The 18,816-nt window shown below is 42.0% G+C and carries 16 protein-coding genes; 4 read left to right on the top strand and 12 right to left on the bottom strand.

Annotation, left to right across the window (positions count from 1 at the left end; translation table 11 throughout):
• Positions 1-3: 3 nt before the first annotated feature.
• Both hxlB and BM271_RS10755 read right to left on the bottom strand, forming a co-directional pair.
• Complete coding sequence (gene hxlB / locus BM271_RS10760) at positions 4-546, bottom strand: 6-phospho-3-hexuloisomerase (RefSeq protein WP_046791562.1); 543 nt, start codon at positions 544-546, stop codon at positions 4-6.
• Positions 539-1,543, bottom strand: a complete 1,005-nt coding sequence (locus BM271_RS10755) for a LacI family DNA-binding transcriptional regulator (protein ID WP_046790908.1) — start codon at positions 1,541-1,543, stop codon at positions 539-541. Before BM271_RS10755 ends, hxlB begins: the two co-directional genes overlap by 8 nt.
• A gap of 212 nt (positions 1,544-1,755) precedes the next feature.
• Between BM271_RS10755 and BM271_RS10750 the strand changes: the two genes are divergently transcribed.
• The 3 genes from BM271_RS10750 (at position 1,756) to BM271_RS10740 (ending at position 3,828) form a co-directional block, all read left to right on the top strand.
• Positions 1,756-2,373 carry a pentapeptide repeat-containing protein gene (locus BM271_RS10750; protein WP_046790909.1) on the top strand — a complete coding sequence of 206 codons (618 nt, stop codon included), beginning with the start codon at positions 1,756-1,758 and terminating at the stop codon, positions 2,371-2,373.
• A gap of 119 nt (positions 2,374-2,492) precedes the next feature.
• Positions 2,493-3,383, top strand: coding sequence for a fructose bisphosphate aldolase (locus BM271_RS10745; protein ID WP_046790910.1), 891 nt, complete (start codon positions 2,493-2,495; stop codon positions 3,381-3,383).
• 244 nt (positions 3,384-3,627) lie between these two features.
• Positions 3,628-3,828 (top strand): cold-shock protein, encoded by a 201-nt coding sequence (locus tag BM271_RS10740; protein ID WP_046790911.1) that lies wholly within the window; start codon positions 3,628-3,630, stop codon positions 3,826-3,828.
• 246 nt (positions 3,829-4,074) lie between these two features.
• On the opposite strand, the gene BM271_RS10735 is transcribed toward BM271_RS10740, so the two are convergent.
• From BM271_RS10735 to BM271_RS10725, 3 genes are all read right to left on the bottom strand, one after another.
• Positions 4,075-5,346, bottom strand: a complete 1,272-nt coding sequence (locus BM271_RS10735) for a glutamate-5-semialdehyde dehydrogenase (RefSeq protein ID WP_046791563.1) — start codon at positions 5,344-5,346, stop codon at positions 4,075-4,077.
• Positions 5,347-5,351: 5 nt separating this feature from the next.
• Complete coding sequence (proB, locus tag BM271_RS10730; RefSeq protein WP_046790912.1) at positions 5,352-6,185, bottom strand: glutamate 5-kinase; 834 nt, start codon at positions 6,183-6,185, stop codon at positions 5,352-5,354.
• A gap of 235 nt (positions 6,186-6,420) precedes the next feature.
• Positions 6,421-8,421: a penicillin-binding transpeptidase domain-containing protein gene (locus BM271_RS10725; RefSeq protein WP_046790913.1), complete on the bottom strand. Its 2,001-nt coding sequence runs from the start codon at positions 8,419-8,421 to the stop codon at positions 6,421-6,423.
• Positions 8,422-8,643: 222 nt separating this feature from the next.
• Between BM271_RS10725 and BM271_RS10720 the strand changes: the two genes are divergently transcribed.
• Positions 8,644-8,883 (top strand): indolepyruvate ferredoxin oxidoreductase subunit alpha, encoded by a 240-nt coding sequence (locus BM271_RS10720; RefSeq protein ID WP_046790914.1) that lies wholly within the window; start codon positions 8,644-8,646, stop codon positions 8,881-8,883.
• 69 nt (positions 8,884-8,952) lie between these two features.
• Here the strand turns inward: BM271_RS10720 and BM271_RS10715 are convergent, their stop codons facing one another.
• From BM271_RS10715 to BM271_RS10685, 7 genes are all read right to left on the bottom strand, one after another.
• Positions 8,953-9,510, bottom strand: coding sequence for a M15 family metallopeptidase (locus BM271_RS10715; RefSeq protein WP_052749901.1), 558 nt, complete (start codon positions 9,508-9,510; stop codon positions 8,953-8,955).
• A 1,307-nt stretch (positions 9,511-10,817) separates the two neighbouring features.
• A complete protein-coding gene (locus BM271_RS10710; protein ID WP_046790915.1) occupies positions 10,818-12,842 on the bottom strand; it encodes a LacI family DNA-binding transcriptional regulator in 2,025 nt (674 codons plus the stop codon).
• A 128-nt stretch (positions 12,843-12,970) separates the two neighbouring features.
• On the bottom strand, positions 12,971-13,942 hold the full coding sequence (locus BM271_RS10705) for a sugar phosphate isomerase/epimerase family protein (RefSeq protein WP_046790916.1): 972 nt from the start codon (positions 13,940-13,942) through the stop codon (positions 12,971-12,973).
• Positions 13,943-13,961: 19 nt separating this feature from the next.
• Positions 13,962-14,921 (bottom strand): ABC transporter permease, encoded by a 960-nt coding sequence (locus BM271_RS10700; RefSeq protein ID WP_238983755.1) that lies wholly within the window; start codon positions 14,919-14,921, stop codon positions 13,962-13,964.
• Entirely contained in the window at positions 14,899-16,401 is a 1,503-nt protein-coding gene (locus BM271_RS10695) for a sugar ABC transporter ATP-binding protein (RefSeq protein ID WP_046790918.1), read from the bottom strand. The genes BM271_RS10700 and BM271_RS10695 overlap by 23 nt, the downstream gene beginning before the upstream one ends.
• Positions 16,402-16,441: 40 nt before the next feature.
• On the bottom strand, positions 16,442-17,614 hold the full coding sequence (locus tag BM271_RS10690; RefSeq protein ID WP_046790919.1) for a Gfo/Idh/MocA family protein: 1,173 nt from the start codon (positions 17,612-17,614) through the stop codon (positions 16,442-16,444).
• A 13-nt stretch (positions 17,615-17,627) separates the two neighbouring features.
• A complete protein-coding gene (locus tag BM271_RS10685) occupies positions 17,628-18,791 on the bottom strand; it encodes a substrate-binding domain-containing protein (protein ID WP_046790920.1) in 1,164 nt (387 codons plus the stop codon).
• Positions 18,792-18,816 lie beyond the last annotated feature (25 nt).

The following is an 18,816-nucleotide window of genomic DNA, read 5'->3' as shown; positions in this document are numbered from 1 at the left end:
CCTTTACTCCAGGTTAAAATGTCTGGCTTTGATTTCTTCTTTGTTTTCCTCTGTTTTTTCATTCAGGAAGATGATGAGCGCATCCAATATCAGATGCATGGACTGATCAAACTGATTGCCAAGGGGCTGGATGGTCGGAATATCATTGTTTTTGGTACTGGCATTTATGAACACCAGGGCATCGAATCTGCTTTTCAGCGATGCATCCCCGCTGGCCGTCACAAGTGCAGTCTGTCCACCAAGGCTCTTCACTTTTTCAGTCATTGTATTGACCGCGTGCCCTTTTCCCGAGCCGCTTAATATAATGAGCAGATCATTTTCTTTAAAGGCAGGTGTTGTCGTTTCCCCGACAACAAAGACATTGTATCCACTGTGCATCAGGCGCATCGCAACCATTTTTCCGACCAGGCCGCTTCTGCCGTTGCCATATACATAAATATTATTGGCGCCCCTGATTTCTTCCGCCAGGTTTTCCAGCTCATCTTCGTTCACGGACTTGCACACCTTCTCAATTTCCTGAGATACCGTTTTCAAAATTTCATTCATTTCCATAATCAGTCACCGACTCCCTTTCTATTAGTTCAGGTTTAAACCTGTGAGTTTCAATTTCATATTCTTCTCCATTGATGATGCCGAATAAAGTATGTGCCGCCTCTGTGCCTATCTTGAAAGACGGCTGTGCTACTACAGTAATTGCAGGATTGAAGAATTCAGCAAAGTCTACATCGTCTATGCTGATGACCGACAGATCCCGGGGGATCTTCAAGTCATGTGCTTTCACCGCTTTCAAAACTTCAAATAAGGCAAGATCATTCGCAACAATCAGAGATTCAGGTAATTTATCCTTTTTAACAGCCTGGTCCAGATTTCTTTCTATCGCCTTCAATTCTCCCGCGACGATAAATTTCTCCACCCCATGCTGCACGCACAGAGCCTTATATTCATCCTGGCGCTCTTTTCTTGGCGGAATCTCCGCAGCCGGCTGCGAGACAAAACCGATTTCCCTATGTCCCTTGTCCATGAGATGAACGAATGCAGTTTTAATCGCAACCGTGTTATCCAGCATAAACGAGGGGATCTTCACAGTTTCAATGAAGCGGTCAATGAAAACTGCAGGATACTTGTCTTCTGCAAGACGGGAAAAAAGTGCATCGTTATTCCACGTGGGTATGACCACCATCCCGTCGACCTGTTTCGCCAGAAGCATCTGTATATAATTCTTCTCCTTTACGGGATCATTATCTGAATTGCATACGATTACATGATATTTTTCCTCATGGGCATAGTCTTCAATCGACCTGATGATCTGTGTAGAAAAGCTATGTAAAATATTTGCCACGATTATTCCTATCGTCATGGTCTTTTTATTCTTAAGACTTTTTGCTACGACATTCGGACTGTAGTCCATCACTTCAATGGCAGAAGAAATCCTTTCTTTTGTTTCAATACTCATCGCTTTGTAGCGTCCGTTCAGATAATGGGATACTGTGGTCTTCGACACATTCGCGTTTTTCGCAATATCATTAATTGTGACTTTACTCATAAGAAAACCTCTTAACTTTTACTAAACCGTTTTAGTAAACCGGTTCACTAGAGTATAAAATATATGTAAGCGTTTTACAACCTTTATTTTAAAATTTAGTTTTTTTATGCAGTAAAAATTGTATCATCACCTGGAACCAAGTGACGTAAAAGAACTTCAAACCGTTAACTGGTATGATAGGAATAATCAGATTTATGAATCGAGGGGGAATTATGAAGCAAATGGATTTAAGCGATCTTCCGGAATATGCCGAAGGTACCATCTGGCTGAATGAAGATATTGAAGGGTATCAGATTACGGACGCTGATATTTATTTCGAAGAGGATTATAAGGAACTTTATCATCTGCGCATTAACAAATCCCGTTTCCATGATGGATTTGAAAGCCGCCATGTGGTAAAGGTGCAGTTTTTCAATTGCGACTTTTCCAATGTCAGGTTTGAATCATCCACTTTAAAGGATGTCGAATTCAACCAGTGCAATATGACCGGAACGGAATTCTCCAATATGAACATGATGTCCGTCGCGTTCAATGAATGCAAAATGATGCTGAATAACTTCACAGAGTGTAAATTTGAAAATATCCACTTCAATGATATTCAATTTAAACAGCTGTATTTCAATCAGATCAAGGTAAAATCCCTCGATTTTGCGAGGTGTTCAATCAGTGACTTTGAAGTATTCGACACACCTCTCCAAAACGTCGATCTCTCCGATATCGATTTTGGGGAAATCACAGTGCAGAAGGAAGATCTCGAAAGCAGTATCATCTCGATTGATCAGGCATCGAAATTCGTAGAATTATTCGGAATCAGGGTAAAAAGGGAATAAAGTTGACTGTTTGCCGATTCTATTACAAAATTAGGATAGAATAACCACTTGTTGTTAGTCACACAGTCTTTAAGGGAATAGCAGAAGCAAAGTACTGAAAAGAATAAGGAGTGGAATTTATGAACCAGGAACAGTTTGATAAAGTGAAAAACGACAAAGGTTTCATCGCTGCACTGGACCAGAGCGGCGGCAGTACACCAAAGGCGCTCAAAGCTTACGGTATAATGGAAGATGCATACTCCGGCGAAGATGAAATGTTTGATCTTGTCCATGACATGCGTACACGTATCATCACGTCCCCCGCGTTCAATGCTGACCAGATTTTAGGTGCAATCCTGTTCGAACAGACGATGGACAGAAAAATCGAAGGCAAATACACGGCCGAATATTTAGCTGATAAAGGTATCGTCCCTTTCCTTAAAGTCGATAAAGGGCTGGCTGATGAAGCGAACGGTGTTCAATTGATGAAGCCGATGCCTGACTTGGACAGTCTGCTTGAGCGCGCAAATGAACGTGGTGTTTTCGGAACTAAAATGCGTTCAAACGTGCTTGAACCAAATGAACAGGGCATCAAGGAAGTTGTAGACCAGCAGTTCGAAGTCGGCAAACAGATCATTGCTGCAGGACTCGTCCCAATCATCGAGCCTGAAGTGAATGTCTACAGTGACAACAAGGAACAGTCCGAAGAGATTCTTAAAAATGAAATCGCGAAACACCTCGACCAACTGCCAGAGGATCAGAATGTAATGCTGAAACTCTCAATTCCTACAGTAGCAAATCTGTATAAACCACTTATCGATCATCCACGCGTGGTCAGAGTCGTAGCCCTCTCCGGCGGATATTCCCGTGACGAGGCGAATGAAAAGCTGAAAGACAATGAGGGATTGATTGCAAGCTTCTCACGTGCACTTGCATCCGATCTGAATGCAAACCAATCCGATGAAGAATTCAATAAAGCACTGAAAGATGCCATCGATACGATTTATGATGCATCCGTAAATAAAAATTAATCATGCATATTCGGCGTTTTCCTTCCCGGGAAAGCGCCGAAATTATATTATTTCACTTTTGTGGTAGACATTTATATGAGAATGGTGTATAGTAACTGTAATAAGATTTTTAAGTACAGCAATATCTAATTCACATGTTACAAAGAGTAATCGTGACTAGTTCGGTACTTTTTGTAATGTGTGGATTTTTTTATTCCAGCGTATTTAAGATTATTATTAAATTTATTTTTGGAGGTCATTATTTATGACACAAGGTACAGTTAAATGGTTCAACGCAGACAAAGGTTTCGGTTTCATCGAAGTTGAAGGTGGAGACGACGTATTCGCTCACTTCTCCAACATCGAAGGCGAAGGCTACAAAACACTTGACGAAGGTCAAGCTGTAGAATTCAACATCGAAGAAGGTCAGCGCGGACCACAAGCTGCTAACATCGTAAAACTTTAATAATATTCTTAGGAATATAGATTTACTTTTAGTTAGACTTAAAAAAAGTCCGGACATTCGTGTCCGGGCTTCTTTTTTTGTCAAAAATCCATCTTAACTGACCTGTTTTCATTTGCGTAGACATCCAACTCACCGCGAAGGACAGATAATCGCGTTTGTAGCGATCGTTGCGGGACAAAGGCCGTTACAGCCAAATTAAAAATCCGGAACTCTATGACCTGGTGTCACTAAAGTCCCGGATTCTTCCTATTCCCTAATTTGTCCTGATCCCTCGATCACATACTTATAGCTTGTCAGCGCTTCAAGCCCCATTGGTCCCCTTGCATGGAGTTTCTGTGTGCTGATGCCGATCTCTCCACCGAACCCGAACATTTCACCGTCCGTGAACCTTGTGGAAGCATTGACATAAACTGCTGCGGAATCAACATCGTTCAGGAAATTCTGTATCACCTGATAATCTGTGGCAGCAATCACATCTGAATGCCCTGTGGAATATTCATCTATGTGATCGATCGCTGCCTGGTAGCCATCAACGACTTTCACTGCAATCTCGTATCCCAGATATTCCTGGCTGTAATCTTCCTCTGTTGCCGGCACTGCTTCCGGGATCAGGCTGCATGTCGTTTCATCTCCGTGTATTTCAACACCGGCTTCGAGCAGCGCCTTTCCTAATGCAGGCAGCATGGCCTCGGCTGCACTCTTATCCACCAGCAGTGTTTCCAGTGCATTACATACTGACACTCTGTGTGTTTTCGAATTTACAAGCAGTGATTTTGCCATTTCCGGGTCTGCTGATTCGTGTACATATAAATGGCAGTTGCCTGTACCTGTTTCAATTACTGGTACTGTGGCCTGCTTCAGCACTGTCTGAATCAAGCCCGCACCGCCTCTTGGGATGAGGCAGTCGACATATTCATTGGCTTTCATGAATTTAGCTGCCAGCTCCCTTGATGGATCCTTGATCAATTGAATGGCTTCCTTCGGCACCGATGTTTTGGCAAGCCCTTCCTGCAACGCTTCTATGATTGCTTCGTTACTGTTGATTGCTTCTTTTCCCCCACGTAAAATAACAGCGTTACCCGCTTTCAGACAAAGGGCCGAAGCATCCACTGTTACATTCGGACGGGATTCATAGATGATGCCGATCACGCCAAGCGGCACTCTTACCTTGCCTATTTTCAGACCCTGATCATTTACCCACTGGCCGTCATTCTGAGTCGTCGGGTCAGTGAGTTTAACCATCTGGTCAAGTCCTTCCTGCATGCCGGTCAGACGGTCTTCCGTCAGTGTCAATCTTTCAATAAGTGCCTCTGTGAGCCCGTTTTCTTTTCCATTTTCAATATCCATCTTATTTGCGGATAAGATGTTTTCTGTATTATCCTTCAATCCTTCAATCATCGCTGCAAGCGCTGCGTTCTTCTCTGTTGCCGACAGGCCTCTCAATATTTTCGCAGCCTGTTTTGCTTTAGTGCCTAATTCTTCAAGTACAGCATCCTCTGTCAGTAAATTTTCTGTCATATAGATCATTCATCTCCCTGTATTTGTAATTCAGCTTCATTTTTCCTGAATAAAGTCCCTGCTTCTTTGCCATTTAAAATATCGAAGATGATACTCGGATTTTCTGCCGACGTGATCATCATCGCTTTATCAATGGACATCATTTTCTCTGCTGCTTTAAGTTTCGTCTCCATTCCACCGGTCGAGAATACAGAACCTGCTCCTCCCGCCATGGAAAGGATATCCGTATCAATTTCACCCACATATGAAATTAAGGAAGCTCCCGGATTCGTATGCGGGTTGGAATCATAAAGACCATCCACATCGCTCATGATAATGAGAAGATCCGCTTCTACCAATTCCGCCACGACAGCTGCCAGCGTGTCATTTTCACCAAATTTAGTGCAGTGTCCCGATTCATCCACTGATACAGCATCATTTTCATTAATGATTGGGATAATATTCTTGCTAAGCAGTGAATTGATGGCTATGTTACAATTATTATAAGAATTAGGATAGTTGATAATATCCGTAGTCATCAGAATCTGTCCGACATATTGCTCGTAGTGTTGGAAAAAACGGCTGTAAAGGCTCATCAAGGCGCTCTGGCCAACAGAAGCCAGTGCCTGCTGTTCCGCCACTGAGCTCGGATATTCCTCCATATTCAACGTGCTTGCTCCTACTCCGACAGCCCCGGAAGAGACCAATACAACTTCCTTTCCCTGCTGCTGTAAAGATGAGCATACGAAAGAAAGACGGTCAATTTTGTGGTAGTCCACCTCTGTTGCGGATTTCATAATGGAATTCGTACCGATTTTAATGACAACGCGTTTACAATCTTTTAAAATATCACGATTCATCCATTTCACTCCTAATCACTGAAAGATAATGCTTTTAATTATACAGAATATAGTATATAAATCCACCTTATATTCCGAATTATCCTCTTTTTTCAAAAAAATAAAACGTTTTCATTGGTATTTTTACACTATTAGTATAATAGAAATATTTTTTTGACTTAATAGTCATCGTAATCATGTATATACTGACAGACAAAAAGAGACCGATCAAATTCCTGATCGGTCTCTTTTGATTTTATTCCTCATTCAGATCGTCATGTATTTCTGCAAACTTGCCCGCTGTGTACTCACTCATACCTCTGTCTTCGACATCTTCCACATAAAGGCTCATGATCATATCCTTTTTGTTCTGGTCATAGCCGATGAACCAGCCTGTTTCAGAACCTCTCGTGTCCTGTGACACTTTATTCTCACTTGTCCCTGTCTTGCCCGCGAATTCTGCGTAATCCCGTTCTGTATCATCCGGATGATTTTCAGTAACTACTGCCCGCATTGCTTCTTCCAGATAATCCAGATTCGCTTGTTCTGTAATATTCTCTATCTGTACCTTTTCTTCTGATTCTTTTAAGATATGCGGGATGTAAACATCTCCGCCATTTATGATCCCTCCGTAGATGGATGTGATCTGGATCGGTGAAATCATAAGCTCACCCTGACCGTAGGCAGTGTCCGCAAGGAGAATATCACTGTCAATCGTGCCGGCATTTGACACCTGACTCGTGTAGATTGGATAATCTGTGTCATACACATGTCCTATGCCCAGATCTTTCATGCCCTGGACGAAAGTTTCCGCACCCATATCCAATGTCGTCTGAGCCATATAGATGTTATCAGAGAATATCAGTGCGCGCTTCAGATCGAACTCTCCATCAATCTCGTGGTAGCGGTTGACTTCATACCCGCCCCATGATGCATCTTTCTGCCATCCTTTGCCAGTAATATTTTTGGTCGCATCTTTGTCAAAGCCCTCAGAATTCATCGCTATGATGGATGTCAGCATCTTCTGGGTAGAGCCCGGTGATGTTGCCCTGTTGAATTTATTGAGCAGCGGGTTATCCTCATCTTCGTTGAGAGACTCGTAGTCGGCCTGGGAAATGCCGAACATGAAATCATACGGGCTCGGACTCGGATAACTTACTGTTGCAAGCATATCTCCATTCGCAGGGTCCATCGCGACACTCGCTCCTGAATCTTCCTCGAGATTGGAGTAGATTGTCTGCTGGACTTCTTTGTCGATCGTCAGTTCAACATCCTCGCCGTCTCCAGCTTCCTTGGAGAATAAAGATTCCACTTCCTCACCGTTCTGATCGACGACTGAAATATTATACCCTCGCTCAGGCCTGAGCTTCTCCTCATAGAGCTTCTCAAGACCCCGCTTGCCGATGATGTCACCCGCTTGGTATCCTTCCCCCGCTTCCATCTCTTCCTGTGTCACTTCACCGACATGGCCAAGCAGATGGTATGTTGCGTTATCCAAAGCATATTCACGGGCCGGTGATTCTGTGACGGAAAGCCCGTTCTCGCTGAATTTCTGTTTTTTTTCTTCAGTAAACCGGTGGGCATCTTTGATTGCAACAAACATGCCATCGCTGATCCATTCCTGGTCAAACACACTCTGAAGACTCTCTTCGCTCATCTCAAGCTCCTCACTCAGGCTCAGAATGTCTGCTTCATCTGTTGTGCCGGCAGTGTAGCCGACTATTTCCTTCACACCATTAAATGCAAGCTGTTCGCCATCTTTATCCAGAATCTCCCCGCGCGCTCCGGTGAAAGAATTTATTTTCAGCTGATTATCCGCAAGACCCGGAAGAATCAGGTCGGGTGTCCATTCCACAAACCAGTCATTTTCTCCTTCATTATAGGATAGCTGAATTTCATAATCCCGCTTCAGCTCGCCATATGCAGTATCCATGGTCAAATCCCCTGTATACTTCTTATGGTTCTCTCCAGCATCTTCCTCGGACTCCTGAAGATTTTCAAGCTTGACGTTTTTGATTCCCAGATCATTGAATATCTGTTCATTGCGGTTAACCACGTCTTCTTCCGAGTAAGTATTTTTCGCATCTTCACTTACAAAACCGTATAGTCCGCCAAAATTCTGATCCTGGAACGCTTCAGTGAAACCGTTCAGCGTCTCATCCTCCGATTTCTGCAGCAGATCGGAGTTTATCAGGAAGAATACAGCCGCAACAATTACAACGACAGCCAAACCTACCCATGCTATTCTTTTTTTCACTTTCTCACCCTAACATTAAAATAATGATCATCGCCATTATACAGAAGTTCCCTCCACGCGAAAATCAATTACCCTCTATGGACGGAAGTTTTTAAATTCATACTCAGTACCCATTACAAATAGATCACATTTGACCTATCATTAAATTTAGCTTACCATTTAAATATGTTAATCGATTAAGAACACAACACTTATGAGATTTATAATTAGGAGGTAATTACTATGGCATATGTAATTCTTCAACCCTGCATGGAGGAGAAATCCGGAGATTGTGTTGAAGTTTGTCCTGTAGATTGCATAGAAGAAGGTCCGGATCAGTTCTACATCGACCCGGAAATCTGCATTGATTGCGGCGCATGCGTAACGGCTTGTCCGGTGGATGCGATCGTGGAAGAATACGAAATGACACCTGAAGACGAACCATTCCTTGCGAAAGCCGAGAAGTTCTACGGTATCAAGTAATGGTCGCAATTCGACATACCGATTCCCCGGATACGGAAGCTATTTCCCCCGTATCCGGGGATTTTTCATTTATCCGGCGTCCTCCGCAGGCCGCCATCCTTTTTGAAGTTCATCTATGCTGAGACCGAAGTCCATCTGCAGATGAGGATAGTCGGGAAAATCCTCCCAGTCCCCGCCCCATTCAAACCCGAGCGATTTGGCAATATCTGCGACTTCAACCCAGTCAGCCTGGCCGTTACCATTGCCGTCATATACCGTATCCCAGATGATTTCCCCCTCGTCGTACCTCAGTGCAAAGTCGATGGCAAGTCCATAGTTGTGATAGGATTCTCCGCCTCTGGCCCGCGTAACTATCTCACCTTCTGAAACGCGTCCCTGTTCATACAGTTCATCCTGCTGACTGACAGAACGGAACCCTTCTGTAATGACAGCATCTATGTCCCGCTCCGCCGCCCGGTCGAGCAGAATATTTTTATGCTCCTCGACCCCCGGATGCAGTTCTTTCGGCATCGGCGCATCTTCATCAAATTCCTCGTATCGCCCGTCCATGCGGTTGCAGGCGGCAGCGAACATGATCAAAGCCAGTAAGGCCGCCCCTTTGAGCAGTCTGTTCTTCCTGTCTTTCATATATACATACCTCTTCATCCTCTCTTACATTGAACTCTCTTTACACTTTCATCCACAAGCAGCGATGTTTCCAGGCATTTTTTGAACACTTTCATGGCATACCCTTCAAGTAAGACTTATACAGCATATGCTTTATATATTTATACCCTGAAACATTTTTAATAATTTCCTTTTACACATTTTTGTCATCAAAAAAGACAACCCAAAAGGGTTGCCTTTTTCGACATCATTATACAACAATGCAGTTGGTACTTACATCATGCCGCCCATTCACTGTATTTAATAAATAATATAGGATAAGATGTAAAAATCCCTATATATTCGGTTTTCAGCTTTACTCTACTAGTATGAGTTTAAATATGATATGAGTAATAATAAAAAAATCCAGTCAATATCCAGTCGAAATACAAGGTAACTGTACCTGACCAACCTGGTGGGAGAGTTACTTGAAAAATAATAAAGCAGTCTCAGGTTATTCTCCTGGGCAACTTGCTATACTCCTGCACGTTCCAATTCACCTACTACTATCTAAAAAACACATCTCAGTAGATAACTTGAACTACTGAAAGGCTTTTTCTTCTCAATATTTTTTCACACACATCACTATTACGAATGACTCTTTAAGATGTTTAATCGTTCGAACTAAGTTAAAACATTTCTAGTCTTTTCTTTATATCCTCTGTATTAGAGAATGATTTACTTTTTATCATTCTTCTTCTCTTATTTAGTAAGCTGTCTAATTGTTTTGAAACTTTTAACTTGAGGTCTTGGGGATTTTTGAAGTGCAATTTATACATCTTTTGTCTAGTATCTTCAATTATAACTTCTAGCTCATAAAAAAAGTCATGCTTACCTCCCCACTTTATCTAACATATTTCGACTAACTCTTGCCCGCTCAATGAATAATTAATTACAATTTTTTATTTATTCCATAATATAAAGCTTTTTCATAAGTACGTTGAACAAATACTGTAGCTTCTGCACAAATATTATTATCTTAAGAATAAAATAGATTAATCCTACACCTTTAGTAATCGTTAACTAAAATTGTTACTCTTTTTATAATCTTCAATGGTCAAGTGACAAAAGAGGGAATTGCCGTGGAAAATACTTAAAATACTAATACTTGAGTAGGATGATCCTAAGATAGCCCAGATAAAGTCCACTAGGATAATTCGAAAATTTCAAGTGATTTTTTCGAATTTGCCTTGACCAGGACATCTTCAATTGAAATTAATGTGGTGTTACAATAAAGTGACTTACACTTCTACCTTAACAGAATCTACTTAACCATTACCTTATCCTCTTTATATTTTTGTAGGAAGATAATATGGGTTGGCTTTAACTAACTTAACAATTTCTTCTGAAGCACTCTCATGAAAAATACGTTCCCACATTTTTAAAAGGTTCTTCTGCGTTACTTCCACTGGTTCAACCCCTATAAATTTTGGAACATATTTATCGAGAACCGCATTGGCAGCCACAAGAGCAAGTGCCTTCCCTTGATCATATGGCAGCTGGGCACTAATTTTTTTAATGTTTTTACCCTTAGCCATATTTAATGCCAATTCATAATCTAAATCAGCGGTACCGATTAGAATATCCTCCCTGTCTAATTCTTTTAAAGCCTCAAGAACTTTAGTGGCCGGCCCCTCCCATGAAACATATATCCCCTCTATAGCAGGATGTTCCTGAATAAGTTTTTTTGTTTTATCAATGACTTCACTTTCATCCTTAAATTGCTCTTCTCCCACAACCTCTAAGTCTGGATATTCTTCCATGAGAATTTGGCGAGCCGCTGTATCACGCTGGTTGGTGGCATAAAAATCAGAATCAAACGATATCATTCCTATTCGTGTACGGGCCTCTTCCCTCATTGTACTGCCAAGTCCACTGCCGGCAAGTCGCCCATGTGACCACTCATTAACAGAAACACAGCTGATATAATCTTGCTGCTCCATTCCATGAGGTACATTTGTAATTAATATGAGCTTTGCCCTGCTCTCACCAATTTTTTTAAATATTTCCGAGGTCTTATTATTTTCAGTGGGAATAGCAATCACTATATCTGGATCAAGTGCCATGAGACCTTCAAGTTGCTTAATCTGCATTTCAGGTGCAAAATGTGCGTCTGTTACAGCAAGGAGTGAAATTCCCAATTCGTTAAACAGATCACGAATTCCTCTTTCATGAAGGTGCATCCAAGCAGCTCCTGTATAATGGAAGGAAATCACTGCCGTTGGCTTTTTCCTGCGGACTGCTGCAAATTCCTGTTCAGTTATTTGAATCGAATCCACGGATGCAGCCTTTTCTCCAAATGGACCGCGTGCAATGCCGGATGTAGATTGGCGCAGCTGTATCTTTACTGGAACATAAGATGGTTCCTTTTCCTGTGATGTATCATTCCTGATATAAGAAAGAATTTTGTCGCTGATTTGCTCTACGTCTGGTCTTACAGCAGTTAATGCTGGATTAAATAATTTAAACCAACGCCGATCGTTAAAACAAAGGATGGAAAGATCATCTGGACATTGCAAATTCCGTCTGTTTAAAAAAGTAAGTACTTGAAGGAGCGCAGTTTCATTAGTAATAATCAATGCAGTGGGTGGCTCTCTTCTAGAAAGAATCTCGTGAATATTTTCGACTGCGGATGCTTCTATAATATATTCATTATTTAAAGGGACATCACAGTCCTTTAGTGCGTTTTTGTAACCTTTTAGAATATCGTCAGGCACTCCATCCTGTTTGAACCAGTTATGCACCAGTGCTATTTTTGCATGCCCGTGATTCACCAAATGTTTTACTGAATCATAAGCTCCTTTATAGTTATCAGATATAATTGTGTAGACTTCATTTAGCTCACTCTCCGTAAAGTCAAGCGCGTTTTCACCTACAATTACTGTCGGGCTTGGTTTCAACGATGAATGAATTTTAAGTAATTTACCCAATGGTCGATCCAACAGTAGCACTTTTCCTATATTTTGTCTTGGATTGGCTGGTGAATAGCTGCTCAACGTTTGTAACAAATCTTCTGTTTGTACATGCACGATGTGTAGTTCACTATTGTCAGACGTCTTCTCCTGCAATGCCTGAATAATATCTGCTTGAAAGGGATGAAAAATGTTTGTGGAGAACACGAGGATATGCTGTTTATCTTTAGTACTTGCTCCTCTTTTTTTCACGATAAAGTTCGGCAAATCCTCTAAAGAATCAATGACCTCTTCTACCCTTTGCACCGTTTCAGGGCTAACATACCTTGTTCGGTTTACTACGTGAGAAACTGTAGCAACTGAAACACCTGCCATTTTTGCTATGTCTTGGATGTTTGCCATAACTCCTTCTCCCTTCCACTATATATACTTTTAATATAGAATAACCGGTTCGTTTAATATCCTGTCACGTTTAGTATGAACTCGGCCGGGAGTAAATTCAACCTTTCAACGGTTTTTTACGTAAAAAATCATGCCCACCACATAGTAACTGGTTTTTCTTCTAGAATGGATTCCTGAACCATTCGGACTGCTTTTCCCAATCCTTCCTCTGTAGATGCAAGCATGTCTTCGTGCTCAATAGAAATTACCTCATCAAATCCTACTGCCTTTAGCGCGCTGAATATGTCCTTCCATTGCTTCATAGATTGACCGTATCCTATGGAACGAAAACTCCAAGCTCTTTCTAAAAACCTGCTATAGTGCTTAGAGTCAAGTACCCCGTTCACTTCTATATTACGTTTGTCCAAATAAGTATCTTTTGCGTGAAAATGATAGATGGCTTCGTGTTTCCCTAAATACTTTATTGCTTCAACTGGATCAATTCCCTGCCATATAAGGTGACTGGGATCTATATTTGCGCCAATATTCTCTCCTGCGCGCTGGCGCAGTTCTATCATCGTTTCTGGATTATAAACAACAAATCCAGGATGCATCTCTATAGCAATTTTTTCTATTCCATGCTGATATGCAAAGCTGGACTGTTCCTTCCAATATGGAACTACAACCTCCTCCCACTGCCACTTACGTAACTCAAGGTACTCCGGAGGCCAGGCGCACGTTACCCAATTAGGCACGCGAGCGTTAAAACTGTCTCCTGGACAACCAGAAAAGCAGTTTACAACCTCTATCTCTAACTGCTCTGCTAAACGGACTGTATCCTCCCATGTTTGGTGATGGGCATGAGCAATTTCGCTCTGAGGATGGAGTGGGTTTCCCTGGCAACTTAGACCGCTAATCACCATTCCGCGATCCTGAATCTTCATTTTAAGTTCTTGTATTTTATCTGGCTTGCTGAGTAACTCCTTCGGATCACAATGACTCCTTCCTGGATAATTCCCTGTTCCTAATTCTACTGCTTGAACGCCAAGATTTTGAAGTCCATCAAGAACTTTATCAAGAGGCTGATTCTGATACAAAACAGTAAATACACCAACTTTCATTCCTACATCTCCTCTATTGTTATGCCTTCTTTTTCTTTCGCCCAAATGCTACAGCTAAAATAATAATAATACCTTGAACAACCATTTGCTGACTAACGTCAAGCCCCTGTAGTATCAGGGCGTTGTTAATAGTCCCAATCATGACGGACCCAATGACAGTTCCTATTACTGTACCGACTCCTCCAAATAGACTAGTTCCACCAAGAATAACGGCAGCTATTACAGACAACTCATCACCTTCACCGAAGGTAAAACGTCCAGCCTGCAGACGTCCTGCATACAACATACCCGCTAAACCCGCCATCATCCCAGATGCCATGAAAACTATCATCTTAATCCTATTGGTCTTGATTCCCGAGTAAGTTGCAGCCATTTCGTTCCCACCGGTAGCAAGCGTTTCTCGTCCAAAGGTAAATTTACGTAAAATAACATGTCCTATTACTGCAATTATAAGCGTCCAAATTAGCAAAATGGGAACACCTAACAAACTTCCAGAACCAAAAAGGAAAATATAGCTATCACTCAATATAGGAATGGGGGCAGTACCTGACACCCACATAGCTAACCCTCGAGCGATCATCATCATTGCAAGCGTAACAAGAAAACTTGGAATAGCAACTCGTGTAACTAGATATCCGTTTACAAATCCGATTGCCAGTCCTGTACTTAGCCCTACCAATACACCTGTTACCATTCCTAGTCCTGCCTGCATCGTCAGGGCTGTAGTAATAGCAGATAAAGCTGCAATTGAACCAACAGAGAGATCAATCTCTTTAGATGAAATAACAAAAGTCATCGCAACACCCATAATAGAAATCATGGCGGTTTGACGTGCAATATTCAGCAGATTATGTGTAGTCATGAACCCCTGCTCTGCCAACGTAATCGAAAAATAAATTAAAACGATAACGAAAGCGATGTATACTATATATTGTCTCCAATCAAAATTTATTAATTTACCCTTCACCTTGGATAGCACGTTCAACATCCTCCTCACCTTTAATATCTTTTCTTTCTATTGAACTGGTAATCTCTCCATCTTTCATAATCAAAACTCTGTCGCTCATTGCCAATAGCTCCGTCATTTCAGAAGAAACGACCAATACAGCTTTACCTGCATCTGCAAGCTCACGGATAATATCAATGATTTCTATTTTTGCCCCAATGTCGACTCCACTAGTAGGTTCGTCTAACAATAAAATTTCTGTTTCGTTCAACAACCATTTAGCCAGTACTACCTTTTGTTGATTTCCCCCGGAAAGAAGTGAAATGGTCTTTTGTGTACTATCTGTTTTTACATTTAGTTTTTTAACCAGTTCTTCTACTTCCTTATTTGCCTGCTGATTCTGCAAGACATTGTTTTTAGAGAGTTTGTCCAAGCTGGAAAGAATCATGTTTTCTCTCACGGAATGACCGAGCACCAGTCCCTGCGAACGGCGGTCTTCCGGTACGAGTCCCACCCCTTTTTGAATGGCCTTCTTAGGAGAAGAAAAGGAAACTTGTTCACCACGAACCTTCACTTCTCCTCCAGTTACTGGGTCCACTCCAAAAATGGCACGAACGGTTTCAGACCTTCCACTACCCATCAGCCCTGCCAAACCGAGAATTTCACCACCATGTAGAGAAAAACTAACATTTTTAACACGGGAACCGGATTGTAAATTTTTCACTTCTAGCAATGGTTTCTGATCTTCTATTTTCGCTCTCTCTATCCACTCAAAGGATTTGACCATGTTACCTCCAATGATATGATCAATCAACTCTTCCATTGTTATTTCTGAGCAGGGAGCCGTTATGACATTCGCTCCATTTCTTAGAACGGTAATTCGATCACATACTTGAAAGATCTCATCCATGCGGTGGGAAATATAAATAATAGTAATTCCAGATTGTTTTAGCTGCTGAATCAGTGAGAATAGCACTTCTGTCTCTGTTTTAGTTAAAGTAGAGGTTGGCTCATCCATTATTAATATTTTTGTGTTTATGGAGAGTGCTTTGGCAATTTCTGTCATCTGCCAATATCCAACACTAAGGTTTTCTACTAAATCTTTCGGTGAAATAGAGAGCCCCATATCGTCCATAATGCGTTGACTGTCTTTAACCATTTTTTTATCGTCGATCATTCCCAAAGATGTACGTGGCTCTCGATGAAGAAAAATATTCTGAGCGACGGTTAACTTAGGAATAAGGCTGAATTCCTGAAAAATCATTGATACGCCAACGTGTTGAGCGTCTCGAGGGTTTCCCAAGTTCACTTTTGAATCCTCTATTTCAATCGTTCCATGATCAAGCTGATAAACCCCTGTTAAAATCTTCATCAAGGTAGATTTTCCAGCCCCGTTTCCGCCCATTAAGGCATGGACTTCTCCGGCTTTTACATTAAAATTCACTTTATCGAGAACTGTGTTGCCATTAAATCCTTTTTCAATGTCTTTCATTCGGAGTATCGTATCGCCCATACTTACAGCTCCTTTGCTTTGCGTAAAGCAAGTAAAGTTTTTATTTCATAGTTAAAGACTTGGTAGTTTCCCATTGATTGTTAGCTGCAGAACGAAGAATAGCATCGCTTACTTCACTGATTCTATGTCCTTCTAAGAAACTTGGCTGACAGGATGTATCCTGCTGGAGAGAATGTAAAAAATCGTGCATCTCCACCATTTTCACTTCACTATAGCCGATACCCAATCCTGGAATTGGCCACAGTCCATCTCCGTAGGGATGGGCTGCTCCTGTATAAATTGTTTTATAACCGCGACGGTCATCAGGATCTTCCGAAAAACAAACCTGCAGCTCGTCTCTCCTTTCATAGTTAAAATAAAGAGAGCCTTTTTCCCCGTGAATTTCAAACGTCAAATAATTGTGACGACCCCAGGCGTTTCTTGTAGCCTCCAAATTTCCAATTGCACCATTTTCAAACCGGAGCAGTGTGATCATCTGATCATCTACATCGACTGGTCCTTTTTTACAACTATCACTTTTAATGTTTCCAAGAGAGTCTGCACCTACATCTTGTATGGGACGCTCTTTTGCCCATGTTTTTGTCATCGCCATGACCTGTTCGATATCGGCTACTAAATAATGCGCTAAATCAATAACGTGGGTCCCAATATCACCTAGCGCACCAGATCCGGCCGATGATTCCTGGAAACGCCAGGAAAGTGGAGAGTCAGGATTGGCGGACCAATCCTGCAAGTATGTGCCTCGAAAAGAGAGAATACGGCCAATTTCTCCATCTTCAATATATTTTTTAGCTAGTGCAACAGCTGGCGTTTTCCGGTAATTAAACGCTACCTGGTGCTTCACTCCAGCTTTCTCTACAGCACTCAACATTCGCCTTGTTTCTTCAGAATTTCTACCAAGTGGCTTTTCACAAATGATATGCTTTCCGGCTTCGGCCGCTGCTATGGCCATTTCCTCGTGCAGATGGTTTGGGGTGACAATATCAACAATATCTATCTCTTTATCTTCTATAATCTCTTGCCAGCTATCCGTATAAGAAGCAAACCCCAGTTTGCGAGCAGCTGCCTTTGCCGATTCCATTGACACATCTGCTATTTTGTATTTTTCCAGAATGATACCATCATCAAAAAACATAGGTGCTGCTGTCATAGCGAGTGAATGCGCCTTCGCCATAAACCCGCCTCCAATCATTCCTACCTTTAGCTTTTTCATGATCAAAACCCCCTCACTTTTTTTCCATTTCTCCTCGAATCTCTGGTGGCACTTCCTCGTTATACACTAGCTCCCATGATTCAAGCAGGTTATTCCGCGTTACTTCTAGAGGTGGAACCGCAACATAAGGAGGTGCTTCCTTATCTAACAGAGCGTATCCGGCAAGAATAGCTTCTGCCACTCCCTGGTCATAAGGGAGCTGCGCACCGATACCTTTAATATTTTGATCACGTGCCATATCAAGCGCTACCCCTGAACCTAGGTCGATTGTAGTAATAACCAGGTCTTTCAATACTGCCGAACGCGCAGCCGCCAAGGCTCCTTCTGCAGGTACGTCCCATACTACAAATAACCCATCCAAATCAGCATTCCGAGTTAACATGGCGTTGGCCACTCGTTCTCCATCTTCTGGCTCCCCTATCCCTTCACGTTCGACAATTTTAATGTCAGGATATTCTTCGTTGATTGTCTTTTCAAAAGCCTCTACCCGCTGTGCCGTTACAAAATAGTCAGCATCATGATAAATGACCCCTATTTCTCCTTCTTCTCCAAGCTCCTCTGCCATGCTATGAGCAGCAATGACACCATTTCCATAGTTATCCGCAGAGACAACGCTTACATAATCTTCTCCAGGAGAAAATCCTTTAGGTACATTGTCCATAAATACAAGTTCAACACCAGCCTCTTCTGCCTTTCGGTATGCACTGGCCGTTGACACTGGGTCTACCGGAACACTGATGAGAACGTCCGGATCTCTTGCAAGCAGCGTTTCAATATCAGAGGCCTGTTTTTCTACGCTAAATTGTCCATCTGTCACCGCGATGACCTCAATTCCCATTTTTGCGAAAGTTTCCTTCAACCCATCAATCTGTGCTCGGGACCAGTCATTTCCTGCATAATGCATTGCTATAGCTGCTGTATAGTCTCCCTCACTGATCTCTTTCGCTTCCTCCACAGTCAGTTCAAGAGTATGAGCAGATACTCCCTCGTCCCCGTGAGGTCCTTCGCTATATATTTTTGATTCCGGGATATCAGGGTTAATCGTGATCGGTTCTGTAGCAACATCCATTTCTATATCTTCTGAGATCACCTTGTCACTGCTGCCTTTTTGTGCATTACACCCAGCCATTAAAAGTGTGAATAATACAAACAACCCTGCAACGAACTTTAATCTCATATTCCTTCCTCCCTTATAATCCAAA

The organism is Salinicoccus halodurans, assembly GCF_900114445.1.
Classification (GTDB): Bacteria; Bacillota; Bacilli; order Staphylococcales; family Salinicoccaceae; genus Salinicoccus; species Salinicoccus halodurans.
This window is presented reverse-complemented; position numbering and strand designations above follow the sequence as displayed.

What these genes read in the sequence shown, in the direction of transcription:
- BM271_RS10720 (WP_046790914.1), top strand. Translation starts at nt 8,644, where the DNA reads ATGGCATATGTAATTCTTCAACCCTGCATGGAGGAGAAATCCGGAGAT.
- BM271_RS10710 (WP_046790915.1), bottom strand. Translation starts at nt 12,842, where the DNA reads ATGGCAAACATCCAAGACATAGCAAAAATGGCAGGTGTTTCAGTTGCT.
- BM271_RS10745 (WP_046790910.1), top strand. Translation starts at nt 2,493, where the DNA reads ATGAACCAGGAACAGTTTGATAAAGTGAAAAACGACAAAGGTTTCATC.
- BM271_RS10695 (WP_046790918.1), bottom strand. Translation starts at nt 16,401, where the DNA reads ATGGGCGATACGATACTCCGAATGAAAGACATTGAAAAAGGATTTAAT.
- BM271_RS10690 (WP_046790919.1), bottom strand. Translation starts at nt 17,614, where the DNA reads ATGAAAAAGCTAAAGGTAGGAATGATTGGAGGCGGGTTTATGGCGAAG.
- BM271_RS10685 (WP_046790920.1), bottom strand. Translation starts at nt 18,791, where the DNA reads ATGAGATTAAAGTTCGTTGCAGGGTTGTTTGTATTATTCACACTTTTA.
- hxlB (WP_046791562.1), bottom strand. Translation starts at nt 546, where the DNA reads ATGAATGAAATTTTGAAAACGGTATCTCAGGAAATTGAGAAGGTGTGC.
- BM271_RS10755 (WP_046790908.1), bottom strand. Translation starts at nt 1,543, where the DNA reads ATGAGTAAAGTCACAATTAATGATATTGCGAAAAACGCGAATGTGTCG.
- proB (WP_046790912.1), bottom strand. Translation starts at nt 6,185, where the DNA reads ATGAATCGTGATATTTTAAAAGATTGTAAACGCGTTGTCATTAAAATC.
- BM271_RS10705 (WP_046790916.1), bottom strand. Translation starts at nt 13,942, where the DNA reads ATGAAAGTTGGTGTATTTACTGTTTTGTATCAGAATCAGCCTCTTGAT.
- BM271_RS10740 (WP_046790911.1), top strand. Translation starts at nt 3,628, where the DNA reads ATGACACAAGGTACAGTTAAATGGTTCAACGCAGACAAAGGTTTCGGT.
- BM271_RS10715 (WP_052749901.1), bottom strand. Translation starts at nt 9,510, where the DNA reads ATGAAAGACAGGAAGAACAGACTGCTCAAAGGGGCGGCCTTACTGGCT.
- BM271_RS10735 (WP_046791563.1), bottom strand. Translation starts at nt 5,346, where the DNA reads ATGACAGAAAATTTACTGACAGAGGATGCTGTACTTGAAGAATTAGGC.
- BM271_RS10750 (WP_046790909.1), top strand. Translation starts at nt 1,756, where the DNA reads ATGAAGCAAATGGATTTAAGCGATCTTCCGGAATATGCCGAAGGTACC.